Raw genomic sequence first — 26460 nt, 5'->3', positions numbered from 1 at the left:
TCCCGGCGGCGGACCGATCGCCGCGTCGTGCCGGCGACAGCGGCGTCCTCTGTTTCTGGCCGCAGTCCTACATCGGCTGCCGAGCCCCGGCCCTAGGCTCGCGGCCATGATTCCGGCCGTTCGCCGCGCCGCCGATGTCGCGCTCGAGCAGCTCGGGCGGCTGCGCGATCTGGTGCGGCGCCACCCGGTGCGCGCGGCACTCGCGCCTCCGGCGCTGTTGCTGCTCTACATCCTGATCCTGATTCCGCTGACGCCCGGCACCGCCGACCTGCGCAAGGCGAAGTCGGAGCTGCCGACGCAGGTGATGTCGGCCGAGGGGGTGGTGCTGGCCGTCTTCAAGCGCGTCAACCGCGAGTGGGTGCCGCTCAACCGGATCTCCCCGCATGTCGTGAACGCGCTGATCGCGACCGAGGACCATCGCTTCTACGAACACCACGGCATCGATCTGCGGCGCACCGGGGCGGCGCTGCTCAGCACGCTGGGCGGCGAACGCCAGGGCGGCTCGACGATCACGCAGCAGCTCGCGCGCAATCTCTATCCCGACGAGATCGGCCGCGCGGCGTCGCTGCACCGCAAGGCCAAGGAAGCGGTGACGGCGCTGAAGATCGAGGCCGTGTACACCAAGAGCGAGATCCTCGAGACCTACCTGAACACGGTGCCGTTCCTCTACAACGCGTTCGGCATCGAGATGGCCGCCCGCACCTACTTCGACAAGTCGGCGCGGCAGCTGGACGTGCTGGAAAGCGCCACGCTGATCGGCATGCTCAAGGGCACGAGCTATTACAACCCGGTGCTCAATCCGGAGCGGGCGCTCGATCGGCGCAACATCGTGCTGGCGCAGATGGCCAAGCGGGGCAAGCTCGACCCGGCCAGGCTCGCCGGCTTGCAGAAGCGGCCGCTGCGGGTCGACTTCGAGCGCCAGCCCGAGCCGCTCGGGCCGGCGCCGCACGTCGCGCGCATCGTGCGGCAGTGGCTGATCGGCTGGGCCGACCGCAACGGCTACAACATCTACGCCGACGGGCTGGTGGTGCGCACCACCGTCAGCATGCGCCTGCAGAAGGCGGCCAACCAGGCGGTGGCGCGCCAGACGGCGCAACTGCAGGCCCTGGCGAACGGCCGTACCAGGCGCGGCGAGGAAGCGCCGGTGCTGCAGGCCGGCTTTCTGGCCGTCGATCCCCGCACCGGGCAGGTGAAGGCCTGGGTGGGCAGCCGCGACTTCGACCAGGAGCAGTTCGACCACGTCTCGCAGGCCCGCCGGCAACCGGGCTCGACCTTCAAGCCCTTCGTCTACGGCGCGGCATTCGCGGCCGGCTTCAGCCCGGCCATGACCTTCGTCGACGAGCCGGTCTCGTTCGCCTCGGGCGGTGAGGTGTGGACGCCCGGCGACGTGGCGCCGCCGACGCACCAGCCGATGACGCTGCGCGACGGACTGGTCCACTCGAAGAACACCATCACGGCGCAGCTGATGGACAAGATCGGGCCGGTGAAAGTGGCGCAGCTCGCGCGCGCGCTGGGCGTGCGCCAGAGCAAGCTCGAGCTGGTGCCGTCGCTGGCGCTGGGCACCAGTCCGGTGACGCTGCGCGAGATGGTCGCCGCCTACGGCTCGATCGCCAACGGCGGCGAATACATCGAGCCGCAGCTGGTGGTGCGGGTCGAGGACCGCGAGGGCCGCACGCTGGAGGGCTTCATCGCGCGCCAGCCCGAGCGCGCCATGCCGCGCGCCAGCGCGCTCACGCTCGTGAACGTGATGCGCGGCGTCGTCGACGAGGGCACCGGCGTCGCCATCCGCCAGCGCTACGGGATCTCGGCGGACGTGGCCGGCAAGACCGGCACCACGCAGGACAACAGCGACGGCTGGTTCATCCTCATGCACCCGCAGCTGGTCGCCGGCGCGTGGGTCGGCTTCAACGACAACCGCGTCGCCATGGGGCCGTGGGGGCAGGGCGCCCGCAGCGCGCTGCCGATCGTCGCCGACGTGTTCCAGCAGTCGCTGCGCGCGCGCTGGATCGATCCGCGCGTCGAGTTCGACATCCCGCGGCCGCGGCCGAGGCCACCGCCGGAGCCGGCGCAGCCCGGTCGGGTCCACGACCCCGTGATGGACCTGGTGACGGACATCTTCCGCGGCATCCTCAAGCAGCTGCAATGACCCGGCACATCGGCATCGTGGCCTGCTCCGCGGAAGGCGCCGCGCTGTGCTACCGCACCATCTGCGCCGAAGGCGCGCAGCTGCTGGGGGCCCACCGCCATCCCGAAGTCTCCATGCACACGCCGCCGCTGTCGGCGTACCTGGAGCGGATCGAGGCGAACGACTGGCCCGGCGTCGGCGAACTGATGCTCGCCTCGGCGCGCAAGCTCGCGGCGGCCGGGGCCGACTTCCTGATCTGCCCCGACAACACCATCCACCAGGCGCTGCCGCTGGTGGCGGCGCGCTCGCCGCTGCCGTGGCTGCACATCGCGCAGGAGGTGGCGGCGCAGGCGATGCAGCGGGGTTTCCGGCGGCTGGCACTGACGGGCACCAGGTGGCTGGTCGAGAGCGAGGTCTATCCCTCCCAGCTGGCCCGGCACGGGATCCAGTACCTGCGACCCGACGCGGCCGAGCGCGAGGAGATCAACCGGATCATCATGGACGAGCTGGTGTACGGCGTGTGCACGCCCGAGGCGGTGGCCTGCCTGCAGGGCGTGCTCGGCCGCATGAAGGAAGCGGGCTGCGACGCCGTGGTGCTGGGCTGCACCGAGCTTCCGTTGATCATGAACGACGCCAATTCGCCGCTGCCGACGCTGGACTCGACGCGGCTGCTCGCGCGCGCCGCGCTGCGGCGCGCCGTCGGCGGCTGACGGCGCGGCCGCGGCCTTGATGTCGGTCAACGCGGGCGTCACCGCGCGGACCAGAATGGGCCGGTCGCCCGCCGGGCACGCAAGGCTTGCCATGACACATCGCCGCTCACATCTGACTTCTCTGGCCGCGTTATTGACCCTGTCGATGGTTGTTGCCGCCTGTGGCGGCGGCGGCGGCGCCCCGGCCGCGGCCGTGCCGGAGACCACGGCTGGCGCGGCGGTCACCGGCAACGCAGTCAAGGGCCCGGTGAGCGGGGCGACGATCCGGGCGTTCGGCCTGGCCGGCGGCCTCCAGGGGCCGCAGGTCGGCAGCGCCGTGACCGACGCCCAGGGCGCGTTCGCGATGCAGCTCGGCGCGCACGCCGGGCCGCTGCTGCTGCAGATGACCGGCGGCAGCTACATCGACGAGGCGAGCGGCGCCACGGTGACGCTGGCCCCGGGCGAGATGATGACGGCGGTCCTGTCGTCGCTGCCGCCCGGCACCACGGCCACCGTGCAGGTCACGCCGCTCACCGCCATGGCGCAGGCGATGGCGGCGCGCATGCCGGGCGGGATGACGCCGCCCAACATCGACGCGGCCAATGCGGCGATCGGCAACTACTTCATGGTCGGCGACGTCCTGCACACGCGGCCGATCAATCCGCTGGCGACCGGATCGGCCGTCGGCGCGTCCCCGGCGATGATCAACTACGGCATGGCGCTGGCCGGGATGTCGCAGTACGCCAGCAGCGCCGGCGTGCCGTCGTCGGGCTTCGTCGGCGCGATGATGCTGGACGCCGCCGACGGGGTGCTCGACGGGCGAGCCGGCACCACGGCGATCACCATTGGCCCGGGGATGATGGGCGGCGCCATGATGCAGTCCGGCGCCGGCGGCGCGGGGCTGGCCACGGCGATGGGCGCGTTCATGCATTCCGCCGGCAACCGCTCGGGCGCCGATCCGGCGGCCATGACGCAGCTGATGCAGCAGCTGGCGACGCAGGGCGGGCGCATCCGCTAGCAGGGTCGCCGCGGGCCGCCGGCGGGGCGGCGGGCGCCGTTCTGGGAAAATCGGACGCTTTGCGCCGTCCGCCTGCCCATGCCCCTGCCGCCCCCGCAACCCCGAACCCATCTGCACACCCGCCAGGTCGTCTACCGCGGCTACCACCGCGAAGACGGCCTGTGGGACATCGAGGCCGAACTCACCGACGCCAAGACCTACACCTTGCAGCGCACCGAACGCGGCGCCATGCCGCCGGGCACGCCGATTCACGGCATGGCGATCCGCGCCACCGTGGACGACCACCTGACGATCCGGGAGATCGCCACCTCGATGGACCACACGCCGTTCGACGAGTGCCAGCAGGGGCACGATCCGATGCAGGGCATGGTCGGCGCGACCATGGGGCCGGGCTGGCGGCAGGCAATCGAGAAGGCGCTGGGCAACAGCAAGGGCTGCACCCACCTGCGCGAGCTGCTGTTCAACATGGCGACGGCGGCCTACCAGACGATTCCCGGCTACCGGCATCACCTGCGGCGGCAGGCCGGCCTGCCCGAGCCCGAACTCGAGAAGCCGCCGTACCACGTCGGGCGCTGCATCGCCTGGGACGTCGACGGCGCGGTGGTGCAGCGCCATTACCCGAAGTTCGCCGGCTGGCAGCCGCTCAAGCGCCGCGGCTGACCGCTGTCGCCGCGGCGGCAGGGCCGGCGGCGAGCGCGCGACTACACTGCCGCGTTTTCAAGGAGACGACGATGATCAAGCTGCACGGTTTTGCGGTTTCGAACTACTACAACAAGGTCAAGCTGGCGCTGCTGGAAAAGGGCGTGCCTTTCACCGAGGTGCACCAGGGCACGCGCAGCACCGAGGAAGCCGTGCTGGCCGCCTCGCCGCTGGCCAAGATCCCCTTCATCACGACCGGGCAGGGCGCCCTGTGCGAGAGCCAGCCGATCCTCGAGTGGCTGGAAGACGCCTATCCGCAGCCGCCCCTGCTGCCGGCCGACCCGTTCGCCGCCGCCAAGGTGCGCGAGCTCACGATCTTCATCGACTGGCACCTGGAGATGACCGCGCGGCAGTTGTACGGCGCGGTGTTCTTCGGCGGAACGCCGCTGTCCGAGAGCAACAAGGCGCGCATCCGGCAGGAGCTGGAGAAGTCGATCGCCGGCTTCCGGCGGCTGGCGAAGTTCGCGCCCTACGTGGCCGGCGATGCCTTCACCCAGGCCGACTGCAGCGCGTTCAACAACCTGCCGCTGGTCGGCATGGCCACCAAGGCGGCCTATGGGGAGGACCTGCTGCTGGCGGGCGGCGTCGACTACAAGGGGTACGTCAAGCTGGTGGCGCAGCGGCCGTCGGCGCAGCGGGTGGCCGACGACCGCAAGGCGGCGCAGGCGAAGGCGGCCTGAGATCGTCGCGGCCGCCGCGCGTTCCTTCGGGGCCACACCGGCCCGCGCCGACGTCCGCGCGGGCGCCGCGGCGCTTGCCCGCGCGAGCGCCGCGCTGCTATCGTTCGCGTACCGCGCCGCGAGCGAATGACCAGACCGCGCCTCCACAGCCACTACGACACCCTGCGGGTGGAACGCGGCGCCTCCGCTGATGGCGTGCGTACCGCGTATCGCCGGCTGGCGCAGAAGTTCCATCCCGACAAGCACCAGGGCCGCAGCGCCGCGGCGCTGGTGATGGCCCAGATCAACCAGGCCTACGAGGTGCTCTCCGATCCGGCGCAGCGCAGCGCCTACGACGAATGGCTGGCGAGCGAGGACGCGCGGCTGGCCGGCCGCGGCGCGGACGCGGTGGTGTTCACGCCGGACCGTTTCGGCTGGGGCGCCTGGCTGGTGTGGGCGACGGCGTCGCTCGCCGTGCTGACCGTCGGCTATGTCGTGATCGCGACCTGGGCGCCGGCGCCCGCCGCGGTGCGCCCGGCCGCGCAGGCGCAGGTCCCGCAGCGCGCCCAGGCCCAGCCGGCGGCAGGCGATACTGCATCCGCCCAGCCAGCGCCGGCGCCCCGGCCGGCGAAGTCGCTTTGAACCACCGCGCCGGCCGCGTGCGGCGCCCACAGGAGGTCGCGTGAATCCATCATCCAGGGTCGCCATCGTCACCGGTTCCGGCACCGGCGTCGGCGCTGCCACCGCGCTGGGGCTTGCCCGGCGCGGCTGGAACGTCGTCATCAACTATTCCCGCAGCGCGGCCGAGGCGCGCGAGACGGAAGCGGCGTGCCGGGCCGCGGGCGCGCAGACGCTGCTGGTGCAAGGCGACGTCTCGCGCGACGCCGACTGCCGCGCCCTGGCGCAGGCGGCCGTCGACCGCTGGCAGCGCCTCGACGCGCTGGTGAACAACGCCGGCGTGTCGGTCTTCGGCAAGGACGCGGAGTGGGACGCGCTGGACGCCCGCGCCTTCGAGCGCGTGATGGGCGTGAACGCCGTCGGCACGTTCCAGATGGTGCGGGCCTGCGTGCCCCACCTGAAGGCGGCGCGGGGCGCCATCGTCAACGTGTCGTCGGTGGCCGGGTCGCTGGGCATCGGCTCGTCGGTGCCGTACGTCGCGTCCAAGGGCGCCATCAACGCGATGACGCTGCACTTCGCCCGCGCCCTGGCGCCGGAGATCCGGGTCAACGCGGTCTGCCCGGCGCTGATCACGTCGCGCTGGTTCAGCGACGCGATGGGGCCGGCCGCCTACGAGCAGATCAAGGCCCGGTCGGAGGCGGTCTCGCCGCTGCAGCGGGCCTCGAGTCCGCAGGACGTCGCCGAGGCGATCATCTGGCTGATCGAGGGCGCCCGCACCGTCACCGGCGAGCTGATCCAGCTCGATGCCGGGTTGCACCTGGGCGGCGCCCCCGCACTGCCGAAGGCCTGAGGGCGGCCGCGGCGCTGCGCGACGGCCGAGCCGCGGCGGCCCACAGCAAGGCCCGGCCGCCACCTACGTGCCGCGCCGGGCGCGCTCGGCTATGGTGTGCCTTTCCGCGCAGGAGCACAGGCATGGGCAACGATTTCATGGGACGGATTCTGGGCAACATCCTCGGCGGGTCGCGCGCGCATCAGCAGTCGCCGATGGCCGGCCCGGGCGGACTGGGCGACCTGCTCGGAGGCGTCCTGGGACGCGGCGGCCTGCCGATGGGCCGCGGTTCGCCGCTGGGTGGCAGCCGCGGCGCGTTGCTGGCGATGCTGCTGCCGCTGGCGATGCAGTGGGTGCAGCGCAACGGCGGGATCGGCGCGGTGGTCGACCGGTTCCGGCGCCAGGGGTACGGCGCCCAGGCGAACTCGTGGGTGTCGACCGGGCGCAACGAGCCGCTGGCGTCGCAGCAGGTGCGCGAGCTGGTCGGCGGCGAGGAGCTGTTGCAGCTGGCACAGCAGCTCGGCGTCGAGGAGCAGGAAGTGGCGAGCGGATTCGCCGAGATCCTGCCGCAGGTGGTCGACCACGCGACCCCGCAAGGCTACGTGGCGCCCGACGCCGACCAGGTGCTGGACCAGGGCCGCATGAGCCTCGAGCAGGCCCTGGACCAGTTGCGCATGCACTGAGCGCGCGCTCGGGCGTCCCCGATCCAGGGCCGTTGCACGCGCTGGCGCGGCCGTCGACGCCTCGACCGCGGCGCTGCGCTCGACAGGGCCATGCCGACCGGAGCGCGAACCGCGTCCCGGGACCCATCGCCCGCGACTTTCGTTCGACCCCATGACGGCGGTGCGGCAGCCCGCACGCGCAGCCCCCACGCTGGGGAACTGCTGAGGTTGCGGGCCGGTTGCGTGTGGAATGTTTCGCGCCGGCGCGCTCATCTGCCCAATCCATTGAAACAGCGCTGAACTTCACTGTTGACGGCCGCTCTCTTGGTCTTTTGTCGGAAAGGGACTACATGACCAGTCAGAGATGGGCCGCGTGTTCGGCTGTTGCCGGGGTCGCGACTGTCGGGCTCGCCTGTCTTCTCGCGCTGGGCTCGGGCCTGCGGCCCCCGCTGGCCGTGCCGCCGCTGCTGCGTGGTGCCGCGCCGCCGGTGCTGGCCATCGCGCCGGGCGCCAGCCCGATGCCGGCCCAGGCGCAGCAGCAGCCGGCGCCGCCATCGGCCGGCGACGGCTACTACGAGCAGCTGCGCAGCCGCCTGCGCTGGGTGCAGACGCGCATCGGCAGCGACACGCTGCTCACGCCCGACCTGCGCTCCCGGATGCTGCTGGCCAAGTCGGCCGCCAGGCGCGCCCGTCTCGACGAAGTGGGGCTGAGCTTCATGGACGTCTACGGCATCATCAATGCCGAGACCTCCTGGGTGCCGCGCCTGGGCGCGAGCAAGGACGGCACGCCCAACCTCGGCATCGCCCAGTTCGAGCCGGCAACCGCGCGCGCCCTCGGCCTGCGCAATCCCAACGATCCGGTGGAAGCGATCCACGCCGCCGCGCTGCACATGAAGGAGGCCGCGATCTGGAGCGAGAACCGCCTCGACGGCCTGAAGCTCAGCGCCGTGGAACGCGCGGAGAAGCTGCGCGAAGGGGTGTCGATCTACTACAACCTTTCCAGCCGCGGCCGCGCCGCCTGGAACGGCCGCAACACCCGCCAGCTGCCGCGCGAGACGCAGCTGCACATCCTCAACGCGCGCATCGGCGCGCGGGAAGCCGCGCTGGCGGAAGCGCAGCTGCGGGCGGCCAGCTTCCGCCGCGCCAACGACGACGCCGTGCTCACCGCCGGCGATCTGCATAGCGGCGGCTGAGCGGGCGGCCCCGGCGGCGCGCTACAGTGACGCATCAGGACGATCGGGGAACGGTTGGATGGCGGCGATGAAGCCCCGCGCGGGCGGGTTGGTGTATTCGACGGACGGCGGGCGCATGTGCCCCGCCTGTCGCCGACCGCAGGCGCAGTGCAGCTGCCGCCCGGCGGCGCGGCGGCCGGCGGGCGATGGCGTGGTGCGCGTGTCGCGCGAGACCAAGGGCCGCGGCGGCAAGACCGTGACCCTGGTGCGCGGGCTGGCGCTCGAGGAGGCGGCCCTCGTGGCCCTCGGCCAGAAACTCAAGGGCGCCTGCGGCTCCGGCGGCACCGTCAAGGATGGCGTGATCGAGGTGCAGGGCGAGCACCGCGACCGCATCGTGCAGCTGCTGCTGGTCCAGGGATTCCAGGCGAAGCTGGCCGGCGGTTGAAGCCGGCGTTTCAGGCAGGGCGGCGCACCGAACCCAGCGGCGCCGGCTGGGTCTTCAGGTACATCGGTTCGGTGACCTCCGTGCCGCCGGGTCCAGCGGCATGCCGCTTGAGTTCGGCATCGCGCACCGCCAGCAGCCTGTCGAGGTCCGAGCGTACCGAATCGGGCGCGTCGGCCGGCGACGGTTCCGGCTTCGGGGGGACGATGCGGACCGGACCGGCGATGACCTCGGCGCTCACCGGCACCGCTGGGGCCGCCGGTGACGGCGGCGCGGCCGGCCGCGAATCGGCCGTCCAGAACCCGGCTTGCGGCAACGGCGGGCAGTCGGCCTCATCGGGCAGGTCGAACTGCCAGGAGATCCCCAGCAACCAGTCCACCGCCGTCGGGTCGTAGCCGAGCAGGCGCACGACCAGGCTGTTCTGCAGGGCGACCGCGTGGGTCAGCAGCCGCGGGTCCCAGTGCTTGACCACCAGGCGCCAGTGCATGCCGGGCTCGCGCCCGCGCGAGGTCGCCATCAGCATTTCGGAGCCCAGCCAGGCTGCCGGGATGCCGTGGCGGGTCAGCGTCTTGGAAAGCGCGGCGCGCATCATGTCGCGTCGGATCCCGGCCAGCTCGGCCGCGGCGAGCCGGCGGTCGGGGGACGACTCCGGTCCGACCTGGGTGAACATGCGCGAAACCTGGGTCGCCTTCGCGTCCTCGCGCCCGAACAGTTGCCTCAACAAATTCATTGCAGTCCCCATTGGGCGAATCCGCGCGCGGACTCGGCCGGAAGCTGTTATTGTGGTGCATAACGTAACAAAATGTGTTTCCGTTGACGCCGAGCTGTCGTTTTTTCGGCGCAGCGAGGCGGCGGTCGAGCCAAGGCGCCGCCGGCGAGGTACAACGCGGTCGAGAGGACGACAAGACGAATGGCTGATGGCGGCTGCACGGACGCTGGTAGGGGCAAGGCCTGGCGCCGGCTCGCCGCCGGGCTGTTGGCCTTGATCGCCGGCTGGGCCGGCGCGCAAGCCGGCCCGGAGCGGGTGGACCAGCAGACGCTTCGAGCCACCGAGTTCTGGGCCGACGGGTCGGCCACGGCCGGCCTGCAGGAGGCCCGGACGGCGTTCGAGCTGGGGCGCGGGCGGGCCCCGGCCAGCAACGAAGTGATGCCGCTCGGGCCCGGGCGGGCCGTGTGGTACCGGCTCACGTTCGCGCCGGTGGCCGCCGCCTCGCAGGCCGTGCTCGCGTTGCCGATTGCGGCCATCGACAGCGTCGAACTGTTCCGCCCCGATGGCACGAACGGCTGGCAGGTGCAACGTGCCGGCGACATGCTGCCGGTGGGCCAGTGGCCGGTGCGCTACCTGCATCCCGCGTTCGTCTTCACGCTGCAGCCCGGGGAAGCCGCGGCAACGACATACCTGCGCGTGCAGCACAGCCATCCGATCGCCGTCGAGTGGGTGCTGCGCGATCCCGCCGCCTTCAACGAGGCCAACAAGCTGTGGCACCTGCTGCTGGGCGGCTACCTGGGATTCCTCGCGCTGGTGGTCGTGCTGGCCGTGGTGCATGCCGCGCTGTGGCGCGACGTCATCCATCTGTATTACGGCGCGCACGTGGTGCTGGTCGGCCTGGTCGTGCTGTCGCTGACGGGCCTGACCGGCGAGTACCTGTGGCCATGGCAGCCGTGGTGGAACGACATCGCGCCGGCGGTGCTGGCGGCCGCGGCGCTGGGCGGCCTCGGGCTGTTCGTGCGCGAGCTCGTCGCCGAGCGCGGCCGGCAGTTGCTGTCGTCGGCGCTGCTGGCGCTCTCGGCGGCCAGTTTCGCCATTGCGCTGGCCTATCTGCTGTTCGGCCGCCGGCCGGTGTTCATCGCGCACAACATCAATGCCGCGGTCAGCCTGGCGGTGTTCGTCTGCGTCGTCGGCTGGTACGCGCTGCGCCAGCCCAAAGTGGGCCTGTGGGTGCTCGCCGGCCTGGCAGGCCTGACCGCCGGCGCGCTGTTCCCGGTGCTGCGCAACCTCGGGCTGCAGCCGCCCGCCCTGGTCGCCCAGTACGGCCTCCAGGCCGGCGCGGCGCTGGAAATCCCGCTGGTGCTGATCGGGCTGTATTTCCGCAGCCGTGAGCGGCGCGACAACCAGGTGCGGGTGCACGCGCTGTCGCGGACCGACCCGCTGACGGGCGTCGGCAGCCACCGCGTGCTGATCGAGGGGCTCGAGCAATTGCTGGAGCGGCACCGGCGCGACCCGCTCGCCGGCGCCGTGCTGCGCGTGCGGGTGAGCAATCTCGGCGCGATCGCCAGCCAGTACGGGCGCGAAGCGGCCGAAGCGGCCCTGGTCCGCGCCGCCGAATGCGTGGCGCACGGCGCCCGCGAAGGCGACACCGTGGCGCGCGAGCAGGGCGGCGATCTGGTGCTGGTGATGGAGGGGCGGCTGTCGCGCGATCAGGCCATCGCCGCGGCGCGTGACCTGATCGCCGGCGGTCTCAAATTCTCCGGGCGCCTGCCGCCGGGGGTCACCCTGTCGTTGCAGGTGGCAGGTGCCTGCGCGCCGTTGCCCCAGGGCAATGGGCAATTGCTGCTGGCGACGCTGGGCCAGCTGCTGCAGGACATCGCTGCCGACCCGAGCGGGCGAGCCCTGCGCGTGGTGCAGGGCGAGCACGCCGGCGGACCGGCGCGCGGGGCGGGGGCCATGCCGCGCGCGGCCGGGTGACGCCGCCGGCGGCCCGCTGCGTCGTTCGTCGAGGCAGTGCCGCAGCCCGGCGCGCTTTCGGCCCCTCACACACGGTGCAATCGTCTGCGGCTAGACTCCCGTGACAAAAAAAGGGAGCGACCGATGCACATTGTTGACCTTTCAAGGGTCGGCCCGCATGGGGCTGGCGCGTTGACCATCCGTACCGCGCGCCTGGGGCTGGCCGCGGCGCTGGGCCTGCTGCTGCTGGCGTGCCGGCCGAGCGAGCCGCCGGTCGCTGCCACGGCGGGGGCCGCACCGGCCGCCGCAGCCGCGGTTCCGGCCAGCGGGGGTGCCGCCGGCGGCGATCCCTACGACGCCGCCAAGATGGATTTCAAGACGCCGCCGGCCACGGTCAGCAGCGAACGCCACAGCGGGCCGTTCGCGGCCGGTTCGTCGCTCAACCCGGGGCCGCTGGTCAAGCCGCTCGATCCGGCGCCGGTGAAGGAAATCCGGCTGGACACCACCCACAAGATCATCGAGATCGCCCCGGGCGTGAAGTTCAGCGGTTGGACATTCGGCGACCAGGTGCCAGGGCCGGTGGTGCGGGTGCGCGTCGGCGATCGCGTCAAGTTCACCATGACCAACCGCTCGGACGAGCCGGTGCCGGGCGTGCGCGTGACGGCGGCGCCGATGATGCACTCGATGGACTTCCACTCGGCGATGGTGGCGCCCAACGACAAGTACCGCTCGATCGCGCCCGGACAGACCATTTCCTTCGAATTCACCGCCAACTACCCCGGCGTGTTCATGTACCACTGCGGCACGCCGATGGTGCTGGAACACATCGCCTCGGGCATGTACGGGATGATGGTGGTCGAGCCGCGCGGCGGCTACCCGACCAAGGTCGACCGCGAATACGCGGTGGTGCAAAGCGAGTTCTATACCAAGCCCGATCCCGAGAAGCGCAAGGTCGACGGCCAGCCGTTGTACGTGCTGGACGGCGCGCGCGTGCGCTCGAAGGCGCCGACCTACACGGTGTTCAACGGCCGCTACAACAGCATGGTGGAAAAGCCGCTGGAGGCGAAGCCGGGCGAGCGCGTGCGGCTGTTCGTGATGAACGTGGGGCCGTCCAACACCTCCAGCTTCCACGTGGTCGGCACGATCTTCGACCGGGTCTGGATCGACGGCAATCCCGACAACCAGTTCCGCGGCATGCAGACGGTGCTGCTCGGCTCGTCGCAGGGCGCCGTCGTCGAATTCGTCATCCCGGAAGCCGGCAACTACGTGATGGTCGATCACCACTTCGCCAACGCCTCGCAGGGCGCGATCGGCATCATCGCCGCCGGTGCGCCGCCCGGCGGCGATCCCGAGCACCACAACATCCCGGCCACGGCCGCGCCGACGGACCCGCTGGCGGTGCAGGCCAAGCTCGATTTCGAATCCAAATGCCTGGCGTGCCACACGATCGCGGGCGGCGACAAGCTCGGGCCCGATCTGCACGGGGTCACCAAGCGCCACGACGACGCATGGCTGGCGCGTTGGCTGAAGTCGCCCGAACAGATGCTGCAGACCGATGCGACGGCCAAGGCGCTGCTGGACAAGTGGAAGATCCCGATGCCCAACCAGGGGCTGAGCGACCAGGACATCAAGGCCTACCTCGCGTACTTCAAGTGGGCCGACCAGAACCTGCAGCCCAGAGCCGCGGCGCCGGCCCAGGGCGCGAGCGGGGCCGCGGCGCCGCCGGCAGGCATGGCGCCGCCGACGGCGGCACCGGGCACCACCGTGCCGCCGTCGCGCACGCAGTCGGCCACGCCGATGCCGGGCGGCGCCACCGGCGCCACCGGCGGCATGGGCGGCATGGGCGGCATGGGCGGCATGGCGGGGCACAAGTGAAGCGTCGTCGCCTGTTGCTCGCCATCCCGGGGCTGCTGGCGCTGGCGGCGCCCGCCGCCTGGGGCTGCGGCGTCTGCGTCGAGGACAAGGTCGCCGCGACCTACGACCATGCGGTGCTGCAGCGTGCCGCCGCCAATGGGCAGCTGGTGATGTTCTGCGGCGTGACCGGGCGCGCCGATGCGGCCCGCCTGCGCCAGGCGGCGGCCAGTGTCCGCGGGCTCGATCGGGCCAGCGTTCGCGTCTCGGCGCAGCCGGCCGCCCTCTCGTTCGCGCTCGATCCGCGCCGGCAGTCGCCGCGCCATGCCGTCGCCGCGCTGCAGCGCGCGCTGCCGCCCGGCACGCAGGTCGAGCTGATCAAGCTGGCCGGCGCCGACGGCCTGCAGACGGCGGCGGCCGCGCGAGGAAAGCGCTGAATCAATCGCGTCGTGCGCGCTCGCGACGGCAACGGGATGATTTGTCCGCCAGGCTACAGGCCCAGTGCGGCGAGCCGCGCCCGCCAGAAGGCGGGCGGCGGCAGCTCGCCGGTGCCGGCCGCCGCGTTGTCGCGCATGTGCCCGGGACTGGAGGTGCCCGGGATGACGCAGGTCACCGCCGGCTGCGACAGCACGAACTTGAGCAGCAGCTGGTTCCAGCTGGCGCAGCCGATCTCCTGCGCCCACGCCGGCAGCGGCTGCCGGCGCAGCCCGCGCAGCACCTTGCCGCCGCCGAACGGCAGGTTGACCAGCACGGCGACGCCACGTTCGGCGGCCAGGGGCAGCAGGCGCTGCTCGGCGGCGCGATCGGCCACCGAGTAATTGAACTGCACGAAATCGAGCGGCTCGGCCCGCATCGCCTCCTCCAGCGCCCCGTGCGCGTCGTCGGTGTAGTGGGTGACCCCGATGTAGGAGATGCGGCCCTGCGCCTTCCACTCGCGCAGGGTTGCCAGGTGCGTGCGCCAGTCGACCAGGTTGTGGACCTGCAGCAGGTCCACGTGCTGCGTGCGCAGCAGCCGCAGCGACCGTTCCATCTGCTCGATGCCGGCCTGCCTGCCGCTGGTCCACACCTTGGTGGCGACGAACGCCCGCCCGCGCGAGCCGCCGCGCTCCAGCAGTTCGCCCACCACCTGCTCGGCCGAGCCGTACATCGGCGAGCTGTCGACGACCGTGCCGCCGCTGCCCAGCAAGGCGGCAAGCACCTCGCCGCGCTGCGGCAATTCGGCCGGGGTGCCGCCGACGTCGAAGCCACGCCAGGTGCCCAGGCCGATGACGGGCAGCGGCTGGCCGGAGCAGGGGATGGCGCGGGCGTGCATCGCGCGAAGATAAGCGCGCGCCGGCGCGCGCGCAAGCGGCGCGCGGGGCCGCCACCGGCCGCGCCGGGGGGCGGCTTCAGCGCTCCGGCGCGAACGCCATCACCTCGATCTCGACCTTCGCGTTTCGATAGAGCCTGGCTTCGACCGTGGAGCGGGCCGGCAGGCCGGCGCCGAAGTGCTTGCGGTACTCGTCGTTGAAGGCGGCGAAATCGTCGAGGCTGCCCAGCCACACCGTGGTCTTCACGACGTCGGCCATGCCGCTGCCGAGTTCCTGCAGCGTGGCCGCGATGCGCTCCAGCACGACGCGCGTCTGCACGGCGATGTCGCCCTCGACGATGCTGCCGTCGGCCGCCATCGCCAGCTGGCCGGACAGGAACAGGAAGCCGCCGGCGCGCACCGCCTTCGAGAAGGGGACGGGCAGCGGGGTGGGGAAGCGTTCGATCTGGTTCATGTGCTGGTTTCGTGTTGGGTGCGGGCCAGGACCTGGCCCTTGCGCGCGCCGCCGCCTTCAGCGGAAATGGCAGGCGACCAAATGACCTTCGGCCTCGCGCGCGGTCAACGGCGGTTTCTGTTCCTTGCAGACCGGCTGCGCCAGCGGGCAGCGGGTGTGGAAGCGGCAGCCCGTCGGCGGGTTGGCGGGACTCGGCGGATCGCCCTGCAGCAGGATCCGCCTGACCTTCTGGCGCGGGTTCGGCACCGGCACCGCGGACAGCAGGATCTCGGTGTAGGGATGGCGCGGCGCGGCGAACAGCGTGTCGCGGTCGCCCACTTCGACCACGTGCCCGAGGTACATCACGGCCACGCGGTGGCTGATGTGGCGGACCACGGCGAGGTCGTGCGCGACGAACAGGTAGGCGATGCCGAATTCCTGCTGCAGGTCCATCAGCAGGTTGACGACCTGCGCCTGCACCGAGACATCCAGCGCCGACACCGGCTCGTCGCAGACGATCAGCTTCGGGTTCAGCGCCAGGGCCCGCGCGATGCCCAGCCGCTGGCGCTGGCCGCCGGAGAACTCGTGCGGATACTTGCCCGCGGCCTCGGGCCGCAGGCCCACCTTGGAGAACAGCCACTCCACCCGCTCGCGGCGCTCGGCGGCGCTGCGCACGCCGAAATTGCGCAGCGGCTCGGCCACCGCTTCGCCGGCCGACAGCCGCGGGTTGAGCGAGGCGTAGGGATCCTGGAAGATGATCTGCAGGTGGCGGCGCTGCTGGCGCATCTGCGGCGCCGACAGCGCCAGCAGTTCCTCGCCGTCGAGCTTGACCGAGCCCGACGTCGGCTGCACCAGCCGCAGCACCGACTTGGCGGTGGTCGTCTTGCCGCAGCCGGACTCGCCGACCAGCGACAGCGTTTCGCCGCGGGCGACGTCGAACGACACGCCGTCGACGGCCTGGATCGGCGGGCGCGGCTTCGACAGCCAGCGGCGCGGCGCGGTGTAGTGCTTGGTGAGCTGGCGCACCTGCAGCAGCGGCGCGGCATCGTTGCGGGGCAGGCTCATGCAAGCGCCTCCGCGCCGGCGGACAGCCGGTTCTCCTCGACGGCGAAGCAGGCGACGACGTGGCCGTTGCCCTGCGCCGTGAGCGCCGGCGTCTCGGCGCGGCAACGCGCCTGCGCGTAGGGGCAGCGGGCGGCGAAGGCGCAGCCGCGCCCCAGCTCGTGCGGCGCCGGCACCATGCCGGGGATCTCGGCCAGGCGTTGGCTGTGGGTGTTCATCGAGGGCATGGAGAGCATCAGCGCCCGGGTGTAGGGATGCATGGGGCGGTCGAACAGGTCGACGACGTCGGCTTCCTCGACCTTGCGCCCGGCGTACATCACGACGACGCGGTCGCAGCTCTCGGCCACCACGCCCAGGTCGTGGGTGATCATCACGACGCCCATGCCGAGCTCGTGCTGCAGCTGCCTGAGCAGGTCGAGGATCTGGGCCTGGATCGTCACGTCCAGCGCCGTGGTCGGCTCGTCGGCGATCAGCAGTTCGGGATTGCAGGCCAGGGCCAGCGCGATCATCACCCGCTGGCGCATGCCGCCGGACAGCTGGTGCGGGTACTCGGCGACGCGCCGCGCCGGCTCGGGGATCTGCACCACGCGCAGCATCTCGACGGCCCGCTCCATGGCCTGCCTGGGGCTGGCGTGCTGGTGCAGCTGCACGGTTTCGGCGATCTGGCGCCCGACGGTCAGCACCGGGTTGAGCGACGTCATCGGCTCCTGGAAGATCATCGAGATCCGGTTGCCGCGGATTTCGCGCATCTCGCGCTCGGAGAGCGTGAGCAGGTCGGTGCCGCGATAGCGCACCTGGCCGCCGGCGAAGCGGCCGGGCGGGCGCGGGATCAGCCGCATGATCGACAGCGCCGTGACGCTCTTGCCGCAGCCGGACTCGCCGACCACGCCCAGCGTCTGGCCGGCGTTGACGGTGTAGCTGATGCCGTCGACCGAGCGCACGGTGCCCGACAGCGTGTCGAAGTAGGTGCGCAGGTTGTCCACCTCGAGCAGCGGCCCATCCTGGCGGGGCGGGGCGGTTTTGGCCATGGTCATGGTCACAGCTGGCGGGCCAGGCGCGGGTCCAGCGCGTCGCGCAGGCCGTCGCCCAGCAGGTTGATCGCCAGCACGGTGAGCGCCAGCAGGATGCCGGGATACAGGATGATGTGGAAGGCGACGGCCACGTAGTTGCGGCCCTCGGCCATCATGTTGCCCCAGCTCGGGGTCTGCGCCGGCACGCCGACGCCCAGGAACGACAGCGCGGCCTCGATCAGCACCGCCGAGGCCGCCACGAAGGTGGCCTGCACCACCAGCGGCGCGACGGTGTTGGGCAGCACGTGCCGCCACAGGATGGTGGGCAGGCGCGTGCCGACGGCATGGGCCGCCTCGACGAACAGCTGCTCGCGCAGGGTCAGCGCCAGCGAGCGCACCAGGCGCGCCACGCGGGGAATCTCGGGGATCGTGATCGCGACGATCACGGTGGTGAGGCTGGCCTGCGTCACCGCCATCAGCGCAATGGCCAGCAGGATGCCGGGGATGGCCATCAGGCCGTCCATCACCCGCATGATCGGCCCGTCGGACCAGCGCACGAAGCCGGCCGTGAGGCCGAGCAGCACGCCGGCGACGGTGGCCAGCGCCGCGACCGCCAGGCCGACGATCAGCGACACGCGGCCGCCCCACACGGCGCGGCTGAACACGTCGCGGCCGAGGGCGTCGGTGCCGAAGTAGTGTTCGGCCGAGGGCGCCTGCATCCGGGCGATCGGATCGAGGTCCTGCGGATCGTGGGTGGCGATCCAGGGCGCGGCGAGCGAGATGACGACCACGGCCAGCAGCATCAGCGCGCCGATGATCAGCGTCGGGTGCTTGCGCGCCCAGCGCCAGCGGCGCGCCGGCGGGGCGCCGTCGTCCGCGGGCGGGGCGTCGGGAATGGAAACGGTGGCGGACATGGATTTCAGTACTGGATGCGCGGATCGAAGAGCTTGTAGGAGAGGTCGATCAGCAGGTTGATCAGCACGTACACGCCGGCGGAAATCAGCAGCACGCTCTGGATCACCGGATAGTCGTGGCGCTGCACGGAATCGATCACGAGCCGGCCGACGCCGGGGATGGCGAACACGGTTTCGGTCACCACCACGCCGCCGATCAGCAGCGCGATGCCGACGCCCACCGTGGTGGCGATCGGCACGGCGGCGTTGCGCAGCGCGTGGCCCAGCACCGGCAGCACGCCAAGGCCCTTGGCCCACGCGGTGCGGATGTAGTCCTCGTGCAGCACTTCCAGCACGGTGGCCCGGGTCATGCGCGTGATCAGGGCGATGTAGACCAGCGCCAGGTTCACGCAGGGCAGCACCAGGCTTTGCAGCCAGCGGCCCGGCCCTTCGGCGAAGCGCACGTAGCCCTGCACCGGAAACCATTGCAGCTGGATCGCGAAGCCGTAGATCAGCAGGTAGCCGACCAGGAACACCGGCAGCGAGAAGGCCAGCACCGCGAACAGCATCACGACGCGGTCGATCCAGGTGCCGGCGCGGTAGGCGGCCAGCGTGCCCAGCGGCACGGCGATCAGCAGCGTGATCAGCATGGTGAGCGCCGCGATCGAGAGCGTGGGCTCCAGGCGCTGGCCCAGCAGCTGGGTGACCGGCACCTGGGTGAAGATCGACGTCCCCAGGTCGCCGGTCAGCAGGTGGCCGAGCCAGATCGTGAACTGCTCCCACAGCGGCCGGTCCAGGCCGAGGGCCGTGCGCAGCTTGGCGATGTCCTCGCCGGTCGCCAGGTCGCCGGCGATCAGCGCCGCCGGATCGCCCGGCGACAGGTGGATCAGCAGGAAGACGAGGATCGCGACCACGGCCATCACGGGCAGCGTGGCGACGAGCCGGCGCAGGAAGTAAGCCATCCGGAAGACCCTACTTGTCCAGCACCCAGACGTTGGGAATGCCGGACCACAGCTTCTCGGGGCCCTTGAGCTCCTTGCGCGCCGCGGCGGCCGGCGTGTACTGGCCCAGCACCGCGTACGGCACGACCTCGAAGGCGCGGGCCTGGAAGGCATCGAGCGCCTGCTTGCGCTTGGCCGGCACCGTCTCGCGGATCCAGGCGGTGCGCAGCTCGTCGAGCTTCTTGTCGCAGGGCCAGCCGGGCAGGGTGTTGCCGCAGGCGGCGCTGAGATAGGTGCTGACGATCGGGCTGTTGATGGCGAACTCGTTGGCCACGGTGGCGTAGGCGCTCCAGCCGCCGGACTCGGGCGCGTCCTTCTTCGCCCGCCGCGCGCCGATCGACGACCAGTCCATCGTCACGCCCTCGACGTTCAGGCCGATCTGGCGCATGGTCTGCAGCGCCACCAGCGACAGCGCGTTCAGGTAGGGCACGTCGCTCGTCACCAGCAGCACCACCTTTTCGCCCTTGTAGCCGGCCTCGGCCAGCATCTGCTTGGCTTTGGCGATGTCGGGCGTGCGGAACGGCTCGGCGCCGGCCAGCGTCTCGTTGGCGCTGCCGCAGATGAAGTAGGTGCCGCAATACGGCATGCGCATGTCGAGGGGATAACCCATCGCGGCGTTGAACTTGGCCTGGCTGACCGCCTTCAGCACCGCCTGCCGCACCTTCGGGTTGTTGAAGGGCGGATGCAGCTGGTTCATGATCAGCTGCGCCTGCTGGGTGCCGGCGGACAGCAGCTTCACGTTGGCGTCGGAACGCAGCGGCGTGATGTAGTCGGCGGGGACCTGTTCGATGAAGTCGACCTCGCCCTTCTTGAGCGCCGCGACGGCGCTGTTCGAGTCGGGCAGGTAGAGCCACTCGACGCGGTCGAAGTGCGGCTTCTTGCTGCCGGCCAGACCGCTCGGCGGCTCGCTGCGGGCGACGTAGTTCGGGTTCTTCACGAACACGGTCTTGCTGCCGGGCAGCCATTCGTCGCGCTTGAAGAGGAAGGGCCCGGAGCCGAGCACCTCGGCGATGGGCGCGTTGGTCGGCAGCTTGGCCAGGCGCGCCGGCATCACCACCGGGGGGAAGCCCGAGGGCTTGGCCAGCGCGTCCAGCACCATGCCGAACGGCTCCTTGAGCGTCAGCTTGAAGGTCTTGTCGTCGACCACGGCCCACTGCGCGCCGGCGGACTTCATCGCGCCGCCGAAGGTGTCGCGCGAAGCCCAGCGTTCGATCGAGGCGACGGCGTCGTTCGAGGTGACCGGCGTGCCGTCCGAGAACTTCAGGCCCGGGCGCAGCGTGAAGGTCCAGGCCAGGCCGTCCTTGCTGGTGGAGTACTTGTCCACCATCTGCGGCTGGGCCTTGCCGTGCGCGTCCTGGGCGAACAGGGTGTCGTACACCATGTAGCCGAAGTTGCGCGAGATGTAGGCCGTGGTGAAGGTCGGGTCGAGGATCTTGACGTCGGCGTGGGCCACGAAGCGCAGCGTCTTGGCCTGCGCGTGGGTGACGGCGGGCAGCAGCGCGGACAGCGCGAAGGCGCCGGCGGCCGCGAGGCGGGCGAGGGAATGGGTTCGCATGCGGTGTGTTCCTGTCAGTTGGGGCGGGCCAGCGGCAGCAGCACGGCCGTGGCGACGTCGTCGAGCGGCCAGCGCGGCCGGCGGATCTTGGTGTACGGCAGCGTGGCGGTGTGCGGCGTCGCCGCGCCGGGCGCGCCGACGTAGATCACCTGCGACGCGACCTTGGCGAACGACGCGTGGAAATGCTGGGCCGACTTGACGACGATGAAGCGCTTGGAGGCGAGGTCGCACCCGAGCTGGGTGAAGACGTCGGTGCCCAGCGCCTGGTTGCGGATCGAGACCAGCACGATCTCGATGCCGTCCGCTTCGACCAGCGCGCAGTCGCCCATGTCGGTCGGCGCGCCGGCCAAGCCGGTCATCACCATGTCGGGCCGCAGCGCCTTGACGGTGCAGTCCAGGTCCAGCGGCTGGCCCGACAGCGGGCCGATCTTGCCGCCGATGCGCAGGGCCAGCCGGGCGCCCTGGCCGGCTTCGAACGCGATGCGCACGGCGATCGGGTCCCACATCGGGCCGACGGCGCCGTTGGCCAGCCCGCGCTCGATCATCCGCTTCAGCACGAAGGTGGAGTCGCCGGGCGCGCCACTGCCCGGGTTGTCGGCGCGATCGGCCAGCACCACGGGGCCCTTGGCCGCGGCCACCGCCTCGTCGAGCGCGCTGTCGATGTCCGGATAGCGCACGGCCAGCTGCCCGCGCATGCCGATCAGCTCGGTGGCCAGCTGCATCGCCAGCCGGTCCGCCTGCTGCTGGTCGCCGTCGGTATAGACCAGCACCTTGCTGCCCATGTCCGGCACGTTGCCGTGGGCGAAGCCCTGGCCGATGGAGATCGTCAGCACCCCCTCCCGGCCTTCCAGCGCCTGCACCCGGTCGATGAAGCCCCGGGCCGGCTGGCGCGTGGTGTGGATCGGCACCACCATCTGGCAGTCGACCAGCGCGGCGACCGGCCGGATGCGGCCGGCCGCCTTGGCTTCGCACAGGCTCACCAGTTCGCGGGCGCGCTCCAGCACGTCGGTGTGCGGGTACTCCTTCATCGAGACCAGCACGTCGGCCTGTTGCACCATCCGGGGCGACAGGTGCATGTGCGGATCGAGCTCGGCGCCGACGACGACGGCCGGGCCGACGAGCTCGCGCACCCGGCCCAGCAGGTCGCCTTCGCAGTCGTCGTAGCCGTCGGCCACCATCGCGCCGTGCAGGCCGAGGATGACCATGTCCAGCGGCAGGGCGCCGCGCAGGTCGGCCAGCAGCTCGTCGCGCAGCTGCTCGTAGGCTTCGCGGGTGACGGTGCCGCTCGGCTGGGCGGCCGCCACCATGCCTTCGATCAGCGTCCAGCCGCGCTCGGCTGCCACTTCGCGCAGGGCATACAGCGGTCCGGCGAACAGGTTCAGCTCCTTCGGGTGGCGGCCGGCCGGGAAGTAGCCGCGATCCTTGAAGGACGCGAGCCCGGTCGGCATCGGGGCGAAGGTGTTGGTTTCGGTCGCGAGCGACCCGGTGAACACGCGCATCGTCCGGCCCCTCAGCGATCCAGCATCCACACCGTGGGCATGCCGTTCCACATCTTGTCGAGCCCCTTCAGGTCGGCGCGGGCGGCGAAGGCAGGCGAGTACTGGCCCGCGTTGACGTAGGGCACGGCCTCGTAGGCGCGCTGCTGGAACGCGTCCAGCAGCTGACGGCGCTTGGCCGGATTCGTTTCCTTGAGCCACGCGGTGCGCAGCTCGTCCAGCGGCTTGTCGCACGGCCAGCCCGGCAGGCTGGTGCCGCAGGCGGCGCTGAGATACGCGTTGGTGATCGGCGAGTCGACGTCGAACTGGCCGGCCACGGTGACGTAGACGTTCCAGCCGCCGGCGGCCGGCGCGTCCTTCTTGGCGCGGCGCGCGCCGATCGAGGCCCAGTCCATGTTCTGCGCATCGACATTCATCCCGATGCTGCGCATGGCCTGCACGATCATCAGGCCTTCGGCGTTCAGGTAGGTCACGTCGCTGGGCACCAGCACCACGACCTTCTCGCCCTTGTAGCCGCTCTCGGCCAGCAGCTGTTTGGCCTTGGCCAGGTCAGGCTTGCGGAAGGGCTCGGCGCCGGCGGCGGTCTCGTTCGGGCCGCCGCAGATGAAGTAGCTGGCGCAATAGGTCATCCGCATGTCCAGCGGGTAGCCCATCGCGGCCATGAACTTCTCCTGGCTCACCGCATGGGCCAGCGCCTGCCGCGCCTTCGGGTTGTTGAACGGCGGGTGCAGCTGGTTCATGACGATGAAGCCCTGGTAGAAGCCGGCGGGCTTCACCTTGACGTGCGGATCCTGGCGCAGCGGGTTGATGTAGTCGGGCGGCAGCTGCTCGATGTAGTCGACCTCGCCCTTCTTCAGGGCCGCGGTGGCGCTGTTGGCGTCGGGCAGGTACAGCCACTCGACCCGGTCGAAGTGCGGCTGCTTGCTGCCGGCCAGGCCGCTCGGCGGCTCGCTGCGGGCGACGTAGTTGGGGTTCTTCACGAACACCGCCTTGTTGCCCGGCACCCACTCGTCGCGCTTGAAGACGAACGGGCCGGAGCCGATCGCTTCCGCCAGCGGCGACGTCGTCGGCAACTTGGCCAGCCGCTCGGGCATGATCACCGCCGGGAAGCCCGACGGCTTGGCCAGCCCTTCCAGCACCATGCCGAACGGCTCCTTGAGCGTGAGCGTGAAGGTGCGCGCATCGACGGCCTTCCACTGCGCGCCGGCGTTGCCCATCGCCCGGCCGATGCTGTCGCGCCCGCCCCAGCGCTGCAGCGAGGCGACCACGTCGGCGGTCGTCACGGCGCTGCCGTCCGAGAACTTCAGGCCGGGACGCAGCGTGAAGGTCCACGCCAGGCCGTCCTTGGACGCCGTGTACTTCTCCACCATCTGCGGCTTGGGCTGGCTCCTGGCGTCCTGCGCGAACAGCGTGTCGTACACCATGTAGCCGAAGTTGCGCGAGATGTAGGCGGTGGTGAAGGTCGGGTCGAGGATCTTGAGGTCCGCGTGGGCGACGATGCGCAAGGTCTTGGGTTGCGCCAGGGCCGGCGGCGCGCCGAGCAGGGCGCCCAGCGCCAGGGCCGCGGCCGGGGCCAGCGCGGCGAGCGAGCGACGTTGGATCATGGTGTGTCTCCTTTGGATGTGGTTCGTTTTCAGTCGACGACGGGGGTGGGCTCGATCGGATCGAGCGGCCACTTCGGCCGGCGCACCTTGCGGTAGGGCAGGGTCGTGAGGTCCAGCGTCACGGCGCCCGGGGCGCCGGCATAGATCACGTGATTCGCCACCTTCGAGAACGACGCGTAGAAGTGCTGCGACGATTTCACGACGATGATCTTCTTGGCCGCGAGGTCGACGCCCAGCTGCGTGAAGAGGTCGGTGCCCATCGCCTGGTTGCGCAGCGTGATCAGCACGAGCTCGACGCCGCCCGCCTCGACCAGCGCGCAATCGCCCAGCGGCATGGCGGTGCCGGCCAGGCCGGTCATCACCATGTCGCGGCGCAGCGCCTTGACGGTGCAGTCGAGGTCGAGCGGGTCGCCCGAAAGCGGGCTGATCTTGCCGCCGATGCGCAGCGCCAGCCGCGCGCCCGCGCCGGCCTCGAAGGCGAGGCGCACGGCGATCGGGTCCCACAGCGGTCCGACGGCGACGTTGCCGATGCCGCGCTCGATGATCCGGCGGGTGATGAAGGTCGAATCACTGGCCGCGCCGCCGCCGGGATTGTCGGCGCCGTCGCTGATCACGACCGGGCCGCCGGGCAAGGCCAGCGCCTCGTCCAGCGCCTGGTCGATCGACGGAAAACGGACGTTCAGCTGCTCGCGCATCGCGATCAGCTCGCCGGCGAGCCGGCCGGCCAGCGCCTGCGCGGCGGCCCGGTCGCCGTCGGTATAGACCAGCACCTTGGTGCCCATCTCGGGCACGTCGCCCCAGGCGAAGCCGTGCGAGACGGAGATCGACAGCACGCCGTCCTTGCCTTCCAGCGACTGGATGCGGTCGACGAAGCCGCGTGCCGGCTGGCGCGAGGTATGCATCGTCACGATCATCTGGCAGTCGGCGACGGCGGCAACCGGCCGCACCTTGCCCTCGACCGTGGCGGCGCAGAGGTCGACCAGTTCCAGCGCCCGTTCCAGCACGTCGGTGTGCGGGTATTCCTTGAACGCGACCAGGACGTCGGCGTGGCGCAGCATCTGCGGCGTGAGGTGGTTGTGCGGGTCGAGCTCGGCGCCGATGACCACCTGGGGGCCCACGATCTCGCGTACCCGGGCCAGCAGGTCGCCTTCGCAGTCGTCGTAGCCGTCCGCGACCATCGCGCCGTGCAGGCCGAGCAGCACCATGTCCACCGGCAGCGCGGCGCGCAGGTCCGCGAGCAGCTCCTCGCGCAACTGCTCGTAGGCGGCGCGGGTGGTGGTGCCGCTCGGCTGCGCGCCGGCGACCATGCCTTCGACGAGGTCCCAGCCGAGCTCCTTGCCGCGCAGGCGCGCCGCCCAGAGCGGCCCGGAGAAGAACGTCATCTGGTCCGGGTGATCCCCGGCCTTGAAGTAGCCGCGGTCGCGAAAGGAGGCGAGGCCGGTCGGCATCGGGCCGAAGGTGTTGGTCTCGGTGGCGAGGGATCCGCTGAAGACGCGCATGGCAGGCTGGTGGTGGGGTTGATGACTCAGAGCAGGCGGGCCGGCGACAGCATCGCCTCCGTCAGGCCGAAGGCGGCGATGCGCTGGGGCAGCGGCAGGCCGCGCGCGAGCGCCGCGCAGGCTTCGCCCATCGCGGGCGAGGTCTGGATGCCGTAGCCGCCTTGCGCCGCGACCCAGAGCAAGCCCGGCGCCCGCGGGTCGAAGCCGCCGACGAGGTCGCCGTCCGCGACGAAGGAACGCAGGCCGGCCCAGGTGCGGGCGGGCCGGCGGATGGCGAGGGTGGTCATCTCCTCGATGCGGTGGATCGCCAGCGCGATGTCGAGTTCTTCCGGCTGCACGTCCTGCGGCTCGACCGGATCGGCATTGGCCGGGGAGCCCAGCAGCATGCCGGCGTCGGGCTTGAAGTACCAGTCCTCGGTGACCCCGATCGCCATCGGCCAGTGCGTGACGTCGACGCCGGCGGGCGGCGCGAAGATCATCGCCGAGCGGCGGCGCGGCTGCAGCCCGATCGGCGCCAGGCCCGCGAGCCTGGCCACTTCGTCGGCCCAGGCGCCGGCGGCATTCACCACGACCGGCGCCTGGTAGCGCTGGCCGCCCGCGTCGACCTGCCAGAGGCCGCCCTCGCGGCGCAGGGCCGTCACCGCCGCGTCGCACACCAGCTCGCCGCCGGCGCGCCGCAGGCCGCGCAGATAGCCCTGGTGGATCGCGTGCACGTCCATGTCCGCTGCATCGGGTTCGAGCAGCCCGCCGGCCACCTGTTCGGCGCGGAAGGCGGGGATCAGGGCGAGCACTTCGCCGGCGTCGAGGCGGCGGGCGTTGTCGGTGACGGCGGTCAGCACGGCCCAGTGCGCTTCCAGCAGCGCCTCCTGCCCGGGCGCGGCCACCATCAACGCACCGCGTGGCGACAGCAGCGGGTACTCGCTGAAGCCCGCGGGCGGCTGCTCGAAGAAGGCCCGGCTGGCCATCGTCAGCGCGCGCACCTGCGGCGTGCCGTAGCTTTCCATGAAGAGCGCGGCTGAACGGCCCGTCGAGTGGTAGCCGGGCTGCGACTCGCGCTCCAGCACGATGACGCGCCCGTGCGGTGCCAGCCAGAAGCCGGTCGAGGCGCCGGCGATGCCGCCGCCGACAACGAGGAAGTCGGCGCTACGGGCCGCGGGAAATGCCGTCAT

General features: G+C 71.5%; 25 protein-coding genes. 13 read left to right on the top strand and 12 right to left on the bottom strand.

What is annotated here, in order from left to right; all coding sequences use genetic code 11:
* The first annotated feature begins 106 nt into the window (after window positions 1-106).
* From VNT59_RS04805 to VNT59_RS04760, 10 genes are all read left to right on the top strand, one after another.
* A complete protein-coding gene (locus VNT59_RS04805) occupies window positions 107-2146 on the top strand; it encodes a penicillin-binding protein 1A (RefSeq protein WP_325497169.1) in 2040 nt (679 codons plus the stop codon).
* On the top strand, window positions 2143-2835 hold the full coding sequence (locus tag VNT59_RS04800; RefSeq protein WP_325497167.1) for an aspartate/glutamate racemase family protein: 693 nt from the start codon (window positions 2143-2145) through the stop codon (window positions 2833-2835). The genes VNT59_RS04805 and VNT59_RS04800 overlap by 4 nt, the downstream gene beginning before the upstream one ends.
* 145 nt (window positions 2836-2980) lie before the next feature.
* Window positions 2981-3832 (top strand): hypothetical protein, encoded by an 852-nt coding sequence (locus tag VNT59_RS04795; RefSeq protein WP_325497165.1) that lies wholly within the window; start codon window positions 2981-2983, stop codon window positions 3830-3832.
* A 78-nt stretch (window positions 3833-3910) separates the two neighbouring features.
* Window positions 3911-4492: a DUF2889 domain-containing protein gene (locus VNT59_RS04790; RefSeq protein WP_325497163.1), complete on the top strand. Its 582-nt coding sequence runs from the start codon at window positions 3911-3913 to the stop codon at window positions 4490-4492.
* Between the two features lie 71 nt (window positions 4493-4563).
* Window positions 4564-5211, top strand: a complete 648-nt coding sequence (locus VNT59_RS04785; RefSeq protein WP_325497161.1) for a glutathione S-transferase — start codon at window positions 4564-4566, stop codon at window positions 5209-5211.
* A gap of 126 nt (window positions 5212-5337) precedes the next feature.
* Window positions 5338-5832: a J domain-containing protein gene (locus VNT59_RS04780; RefSeq protein ID WP_325497159.1), complete on the top strand. Its 495-nt coding sequence runs from the start codon at window positions 5338-5340 to the stop codon at window positions 5830-5832.
* A gap of 40 nt (window positions 5833-5872) precedes the next feature.
* The gene (locus VNT59_RS04775) at window positions 5873-6658 is read left to right on the top strand and encodes an SDR family oxidoreductase (RefSeq protein WP_325497157.1); all 786 of its coding nucleotides are present in this window, start codon (window positions 5873-5875) and stop codon (window positions 6656-6658) included.
* Window positions 6659-6780: 122 nt separating this feature from the next.
* Window positions 6781-7320 carry a YidB family protein gene (locus VNT59_RS04770; RefSeq protein WP_325497155.1) on the top strand — a complete coding sequence of 180 codons (540 nt, stop codon included), beginning with the start codon at window positions 6781-6783 and terminating at the stop codon, window positions 7318-7320.
* Between the two features lie 329 nt (window positions 7321-7649).
* Entirely contained in the window at window positions 7650-8492 is an 843-nt protein-coding gene (locus tag VNT59_RS04765; protein WP_325497153.1) for a hypothetical protein, read from the top strand.
* A 67-nt stretch (window positions 8493-8559) separates the two neighbouring features.
* Window positions 8560-8916, top strand: coding sequence for a translation initiation factor Sui1 (locus tag VNT59_RS04760; RefSeq protein ID WP_325497151.1), 357 nt, complete (start codon window positions 8560-8562; stop codon window positions 8914-8916).
* 10 nt (window positions 8917-8926) lie between these two features.
* Here the strand turns inward: VNT59_RS04760 and VNT59_RS04755 are convergent, their stop codons facing one another.
* On the bottom strand, window positions 8927-9643 hold the full coding sequence (locus tag VNT59_RS04755; RefSeq protein ID WP_325497149.1) for a hypothetical protein: 717 nt from the start codon (window positions 9641-9643) through the stop codon (window positions 8927-8929).
* A gap of 180 nt (window positions 9644-9823) precedes the next feature.
* Here VNT59_RS04755 and VNT59_RS04750 point away from each other — a divergent pair, with 180 nt between their 5' ends.
* From VNT59_RS04750 to VNT59_RS04740, 3 genes are all read left to right on the top strand, one after another.
* Window positions 9824-11599 (top strand): sensor domain-containing diguanylate cyclase, encoded by a 1776-nt coding sequence (locus VNT59_RS04750; RefSeq protein WP_325497147.1) that lies wholly within the window; start codon window positions 9824-9826, stop codon window positions 11597-11599.
* A 216-nt stretch (window positions 11600-11815) separates the two neighbouring features.
* A complete protein-coding gene (locus VNT59_RS04745; protein WP_414708340.1) occupies window positions 11816-13453 on the top strand; it encodes a multicopper oxidase domain-containing protein in 1638 nt (545 codons plus the stop codon).
* Window positions 13450-13866, top strand: a complete 417-nt coding sequence (locus VNT59_RS04740; protein ID WP_325497143.1) for a hypothetical protein — start codon at window positions 13450-13452, stop codon at window positions 13864-13866. Before VNT59_RS04745 ends, VNT59_RS04740 begins: the two co-directional genes overlap by 4 nt.
* 53 nt (window positions 13867-13919) lie before the next feature.
* On the opposite strand, the gene VNT59_RS04735 is transcribed toward VNT59_RS04740, so the two are convergent.
* The 11 genes from VNT59_RS04735 to VNT59_RS04685 form a co-directional block, all read right to left on the bottom strand.
* Window positions 13920-14741, bottom strand: a complete 822-nt coding sequence (locus tag VNT59_RS04735) for an aldo/keto reductase (RefSeq protein ID WP_325497141.1) — start codon at window positions 14739-14741, stop codon at window positions 13920-13922.
* Window positions 14742-14817: 76 nt separating this feature from the next.
* Entirely contained in the window at window positions 14818-15192 is a 375-nt protein-coding gene (locus tag VNT59_RS04730; protein WP_325497139.1) for a RidA family protein, read from the bottom strand.
* 57 nt (window positions 15193-15249) lie between these two features.
* Window positions 15250-16236, bottom strand: coding sequence for a dipeptide ABC transporter ATP-binding protein (locus tag VNT59_RS04725; protein WP_325497137.1), 987 nt, complete (start codon window positions 16234-16236; stop codon window positions 15250-15252).
* The gene (locus VNT59_RS04720) at window positions 16233-17261 is read right to left on the bottom strand and encodes an ABC transporter ATP-binding protein (RefSeq protein ID WP_325497135.1); all 1029 of its coding nucleotides are present in this window, start codon (window positions 17259-17261) and stop codon (window positions 16233-16235) included. The genes VNT59_RS04725 and VNT59_RS04720 overlap by 4 nt, the downstream gene beginning before the upstream one ends.
* Before the next feature lie 8 nt (window positions 17262-17269).
* Window positions 17270-18157, bottom strand: a complete 888-nt coding sequence (locus VNT59_RS04715; RefSeq protein WP_325497133.1) for an ABC transporter permease — start codon at window positions 18155-18157, stop codon at window positions 17270-17272.
* Window positions 18158-18162: 5 nt separating this feature from the next.
* On the bottom strand, window positions 18163-19098 hold the full coding sequence (locus VNT59_RS04710) for an ABC transporter permease (protein WP_325497131.1): 936 nt from the start codon (window positions 19096-19098) through the stop codon (window positions 18163-18165).
* Between the two features lie 10 nt (window positions 19099-19108).
* On the bottom strand, window positions 19109-20692 hold the full coding sequence (locus VNT59_RS04705; RefSeq protein ID WP_325497129.1) for an ABC transporter substrate-binding protein: 1584 nt from the start codon (window positions 20690-20692) through the stop codon (window positions 19109-19111).
* Window positions 20693-20706: 14 nt separating this feature from the next.
* Entirely contained in the window at window positions 20707-22191 is a 1485-nt protein-coding gene (locus VNT59_RS04700; RefSeq protein ID WP_325497127.1) for a M81 family metallopeptidase, read from the bottom strand.
* Between the two features lie 11 nt (window positions 22192-22202).
* Complete coding sequence (locus tag VNT59_RS04695; protein WP_414708339.1) at window positions 22203-23789, bottom strand: ABC transporter substrate-binding protein; 1587 nt, start codon at window positions 23787-23789, stop codon at window positions 22203-22205.
* 32 nt (window positions 23790-23821) lie between these two features.
* Entirely contained in the window at window positions 23822-25291 is a 1470-nt protein-coding gene (locus VNT59_RS04690; RefSeq protein ID WP_325497123.1) for a M81 family metallopeptidase, read from the bottom strand.
* 26 nt (window positions 25292-25317) lie between these two features.
* Entirely contained in the window at window positions 25318-26460 is a 1143-nt protein-coding gene (locus tag VNT59_RS04685; protein WP_325497121.1) for an FAD-binding oxidoreductase, read from the bottom strand.

This window comes from Ramlibacter sp. (genome assembly GCF_035554825.1).
Taxonomy (GTDB): domain Bacteria; phylum Pseudomonadota; class Gammaproteobacteria; order Burkholderiales; family Burkholderiaceae_C; genus Ramlibacter.
The sequence above is the reverse complement of the archived record's forward strand: the minus strand, read 5'-3'. Positions and strand labels throughout refer to the sequence as shown.

Bases quoted from the DNA above. Each gene is read 5' to 3' on its own strand.
- VNT59_RS04805 (WP_325497169.1), top strand. From the start codon at position 107: ATGATTCCGGCCGTTCGCCGCGCCGCCGATGTCGCGCTCGAGCAGCTC.
- VNT59_RS04800 (WP_325497167.1), top strand. From the start codon at position 2,143: ATGACCCGGCACATCGGCATCGTGGCCTGCTCCGCGGAAGGCGCCGCG.
- VNT59_RS04795 (WP_325497165.1), top strand. From the start codon at position 2,981: ATGGTTGTTGCCGCCTGTGGCGGCGGCGGCGGCGCCCCGGCCGCGGCC.
- VNT59_RS04790 (WP_325497163.1), top strand. From the start codon at position 3,911: ATGCCCCTGCCGCCCCCGCAACCCCGAACCCATCTGCACACCCGCCAG.
- VNT59_RS04785 (WP_325497161.1), top strand. From the start codon at position 4,564: ATGATCAAGCTGCACGGTTTTGCGGTTTCGAACTACTACAACAAGGTC.
- VNT59_RS04780 (WP_325497159.1), top strand. From the start codon at position 5,338: ATGACCAGACCGCGCCTCCACAGCCACTACGACACCCTGCGGGTGGAA.
- VNT59_RS04770 (WP_325497155.1), top strand. From the start codon at position 6,781: ATGGGCAACGATTTCATGGGACGGATTCTGGGCAACATCCTCGGCGGG.
- VNT59_RS04765 (WP_325497153.1), top strand. From the start codon at position 7,650: ATGACCAGTCAGAGATGGGCCGCGTGTTCGGCTGTTGCCGGGGTCGCG.
- VNT59_RS04760 (WP_325497151.1), top strand. From the start codon at position 8,560: ATGAAGCCCCGCGCGGGCGGGTTGGTGTATTCGACGGACGGCGGGCGC.
- VNT59_RS04755 (WP_325497149.1), bottom strand. From the start codon at position 9,643: ATGAATTTGTTGAGGCAACTGTTCGGGCGCGAGGACGCGAAGGCGACC.
- VNT59_RS04750 (WP_325497147.1), top strand. From the start codon at position 9,824: ATGGCTGATGGCGGCTGCACGGACGCTGGTAGGGGCAAGGCCTGGCGC.
- VNT59_RS04735 (WP_325497141.1), bottom strand. From the start codon at position 14,741: ATGCACGCCCGCGCCATCCCCTGCTCCGGCCAGCCGCTGCCCGTCATC.
- VNT59_RS04730 (WP_325497139.1), bottom strand. From the start codon at position 15,192: ATGAACCAGATCGAACGCTTCCCCACCCCGCTGCCCGTCCCCTTCTCG.
- VNT59_RS04725 (WP_325497137.1), bottom strand. From the start codon at position 16,236: ATGAGCCTGCCCCGCAACGATGCCGCGCCGCTGCTGCAGGTGCGCCAG.
- VNT59_RS04720 (WP_325497135.1), bottom strand. From the start codon at position 17,261: ATGGCCAAAACCGCCCCGCCCCGCCAGGATGGGCCGCTGCTCGAGGTG.
- VNT59_RS04715 (WP_325497133.1), bottom strand. From the start codon at position 18,157: ATGTCCGCCACCGTTTCCATTCCCGACGCCCCGCCCGCGGACGACGGC.
- VNT59_RS04710 (WP_325497131.1), bottom strand. From the start codon at position 19,098: ATGGCTTACTTCCTGCGCCGGCTCGTCGCCACGCTGCCCGTGATGGCC.
- VNT59_RS04705 (WP_325497129.1), bottom strand. From the start codon at position 20,692: ATGCGAACCCATTCCCTCGCCCGCCTCGCGGCCGCCGGCGCCTTCGCG.
- VNT59_RS04700 (WP_325497127.1), bottom strand. From the start codon at position 22,191: ATGCGCGTGTTCACCGGGTCGCTCGCGACCGAAACCAACACCTTCGCC.
- VNT59_RS04690 (WP_325497123.1), bottom strand. From the start codon at position 25,291: ATGCGCGTCTTCAGCGGATCCCTCGCCACCGAGACCAACACCTTCGGC.
- VNT59_RS04685 (WP_325497121.1), bottom strand. From the start codon at position 26,460: ATGACGGCATTTCCCGCGGCCCGTAGCGCCGACTTCCTCGTTGTCGGC.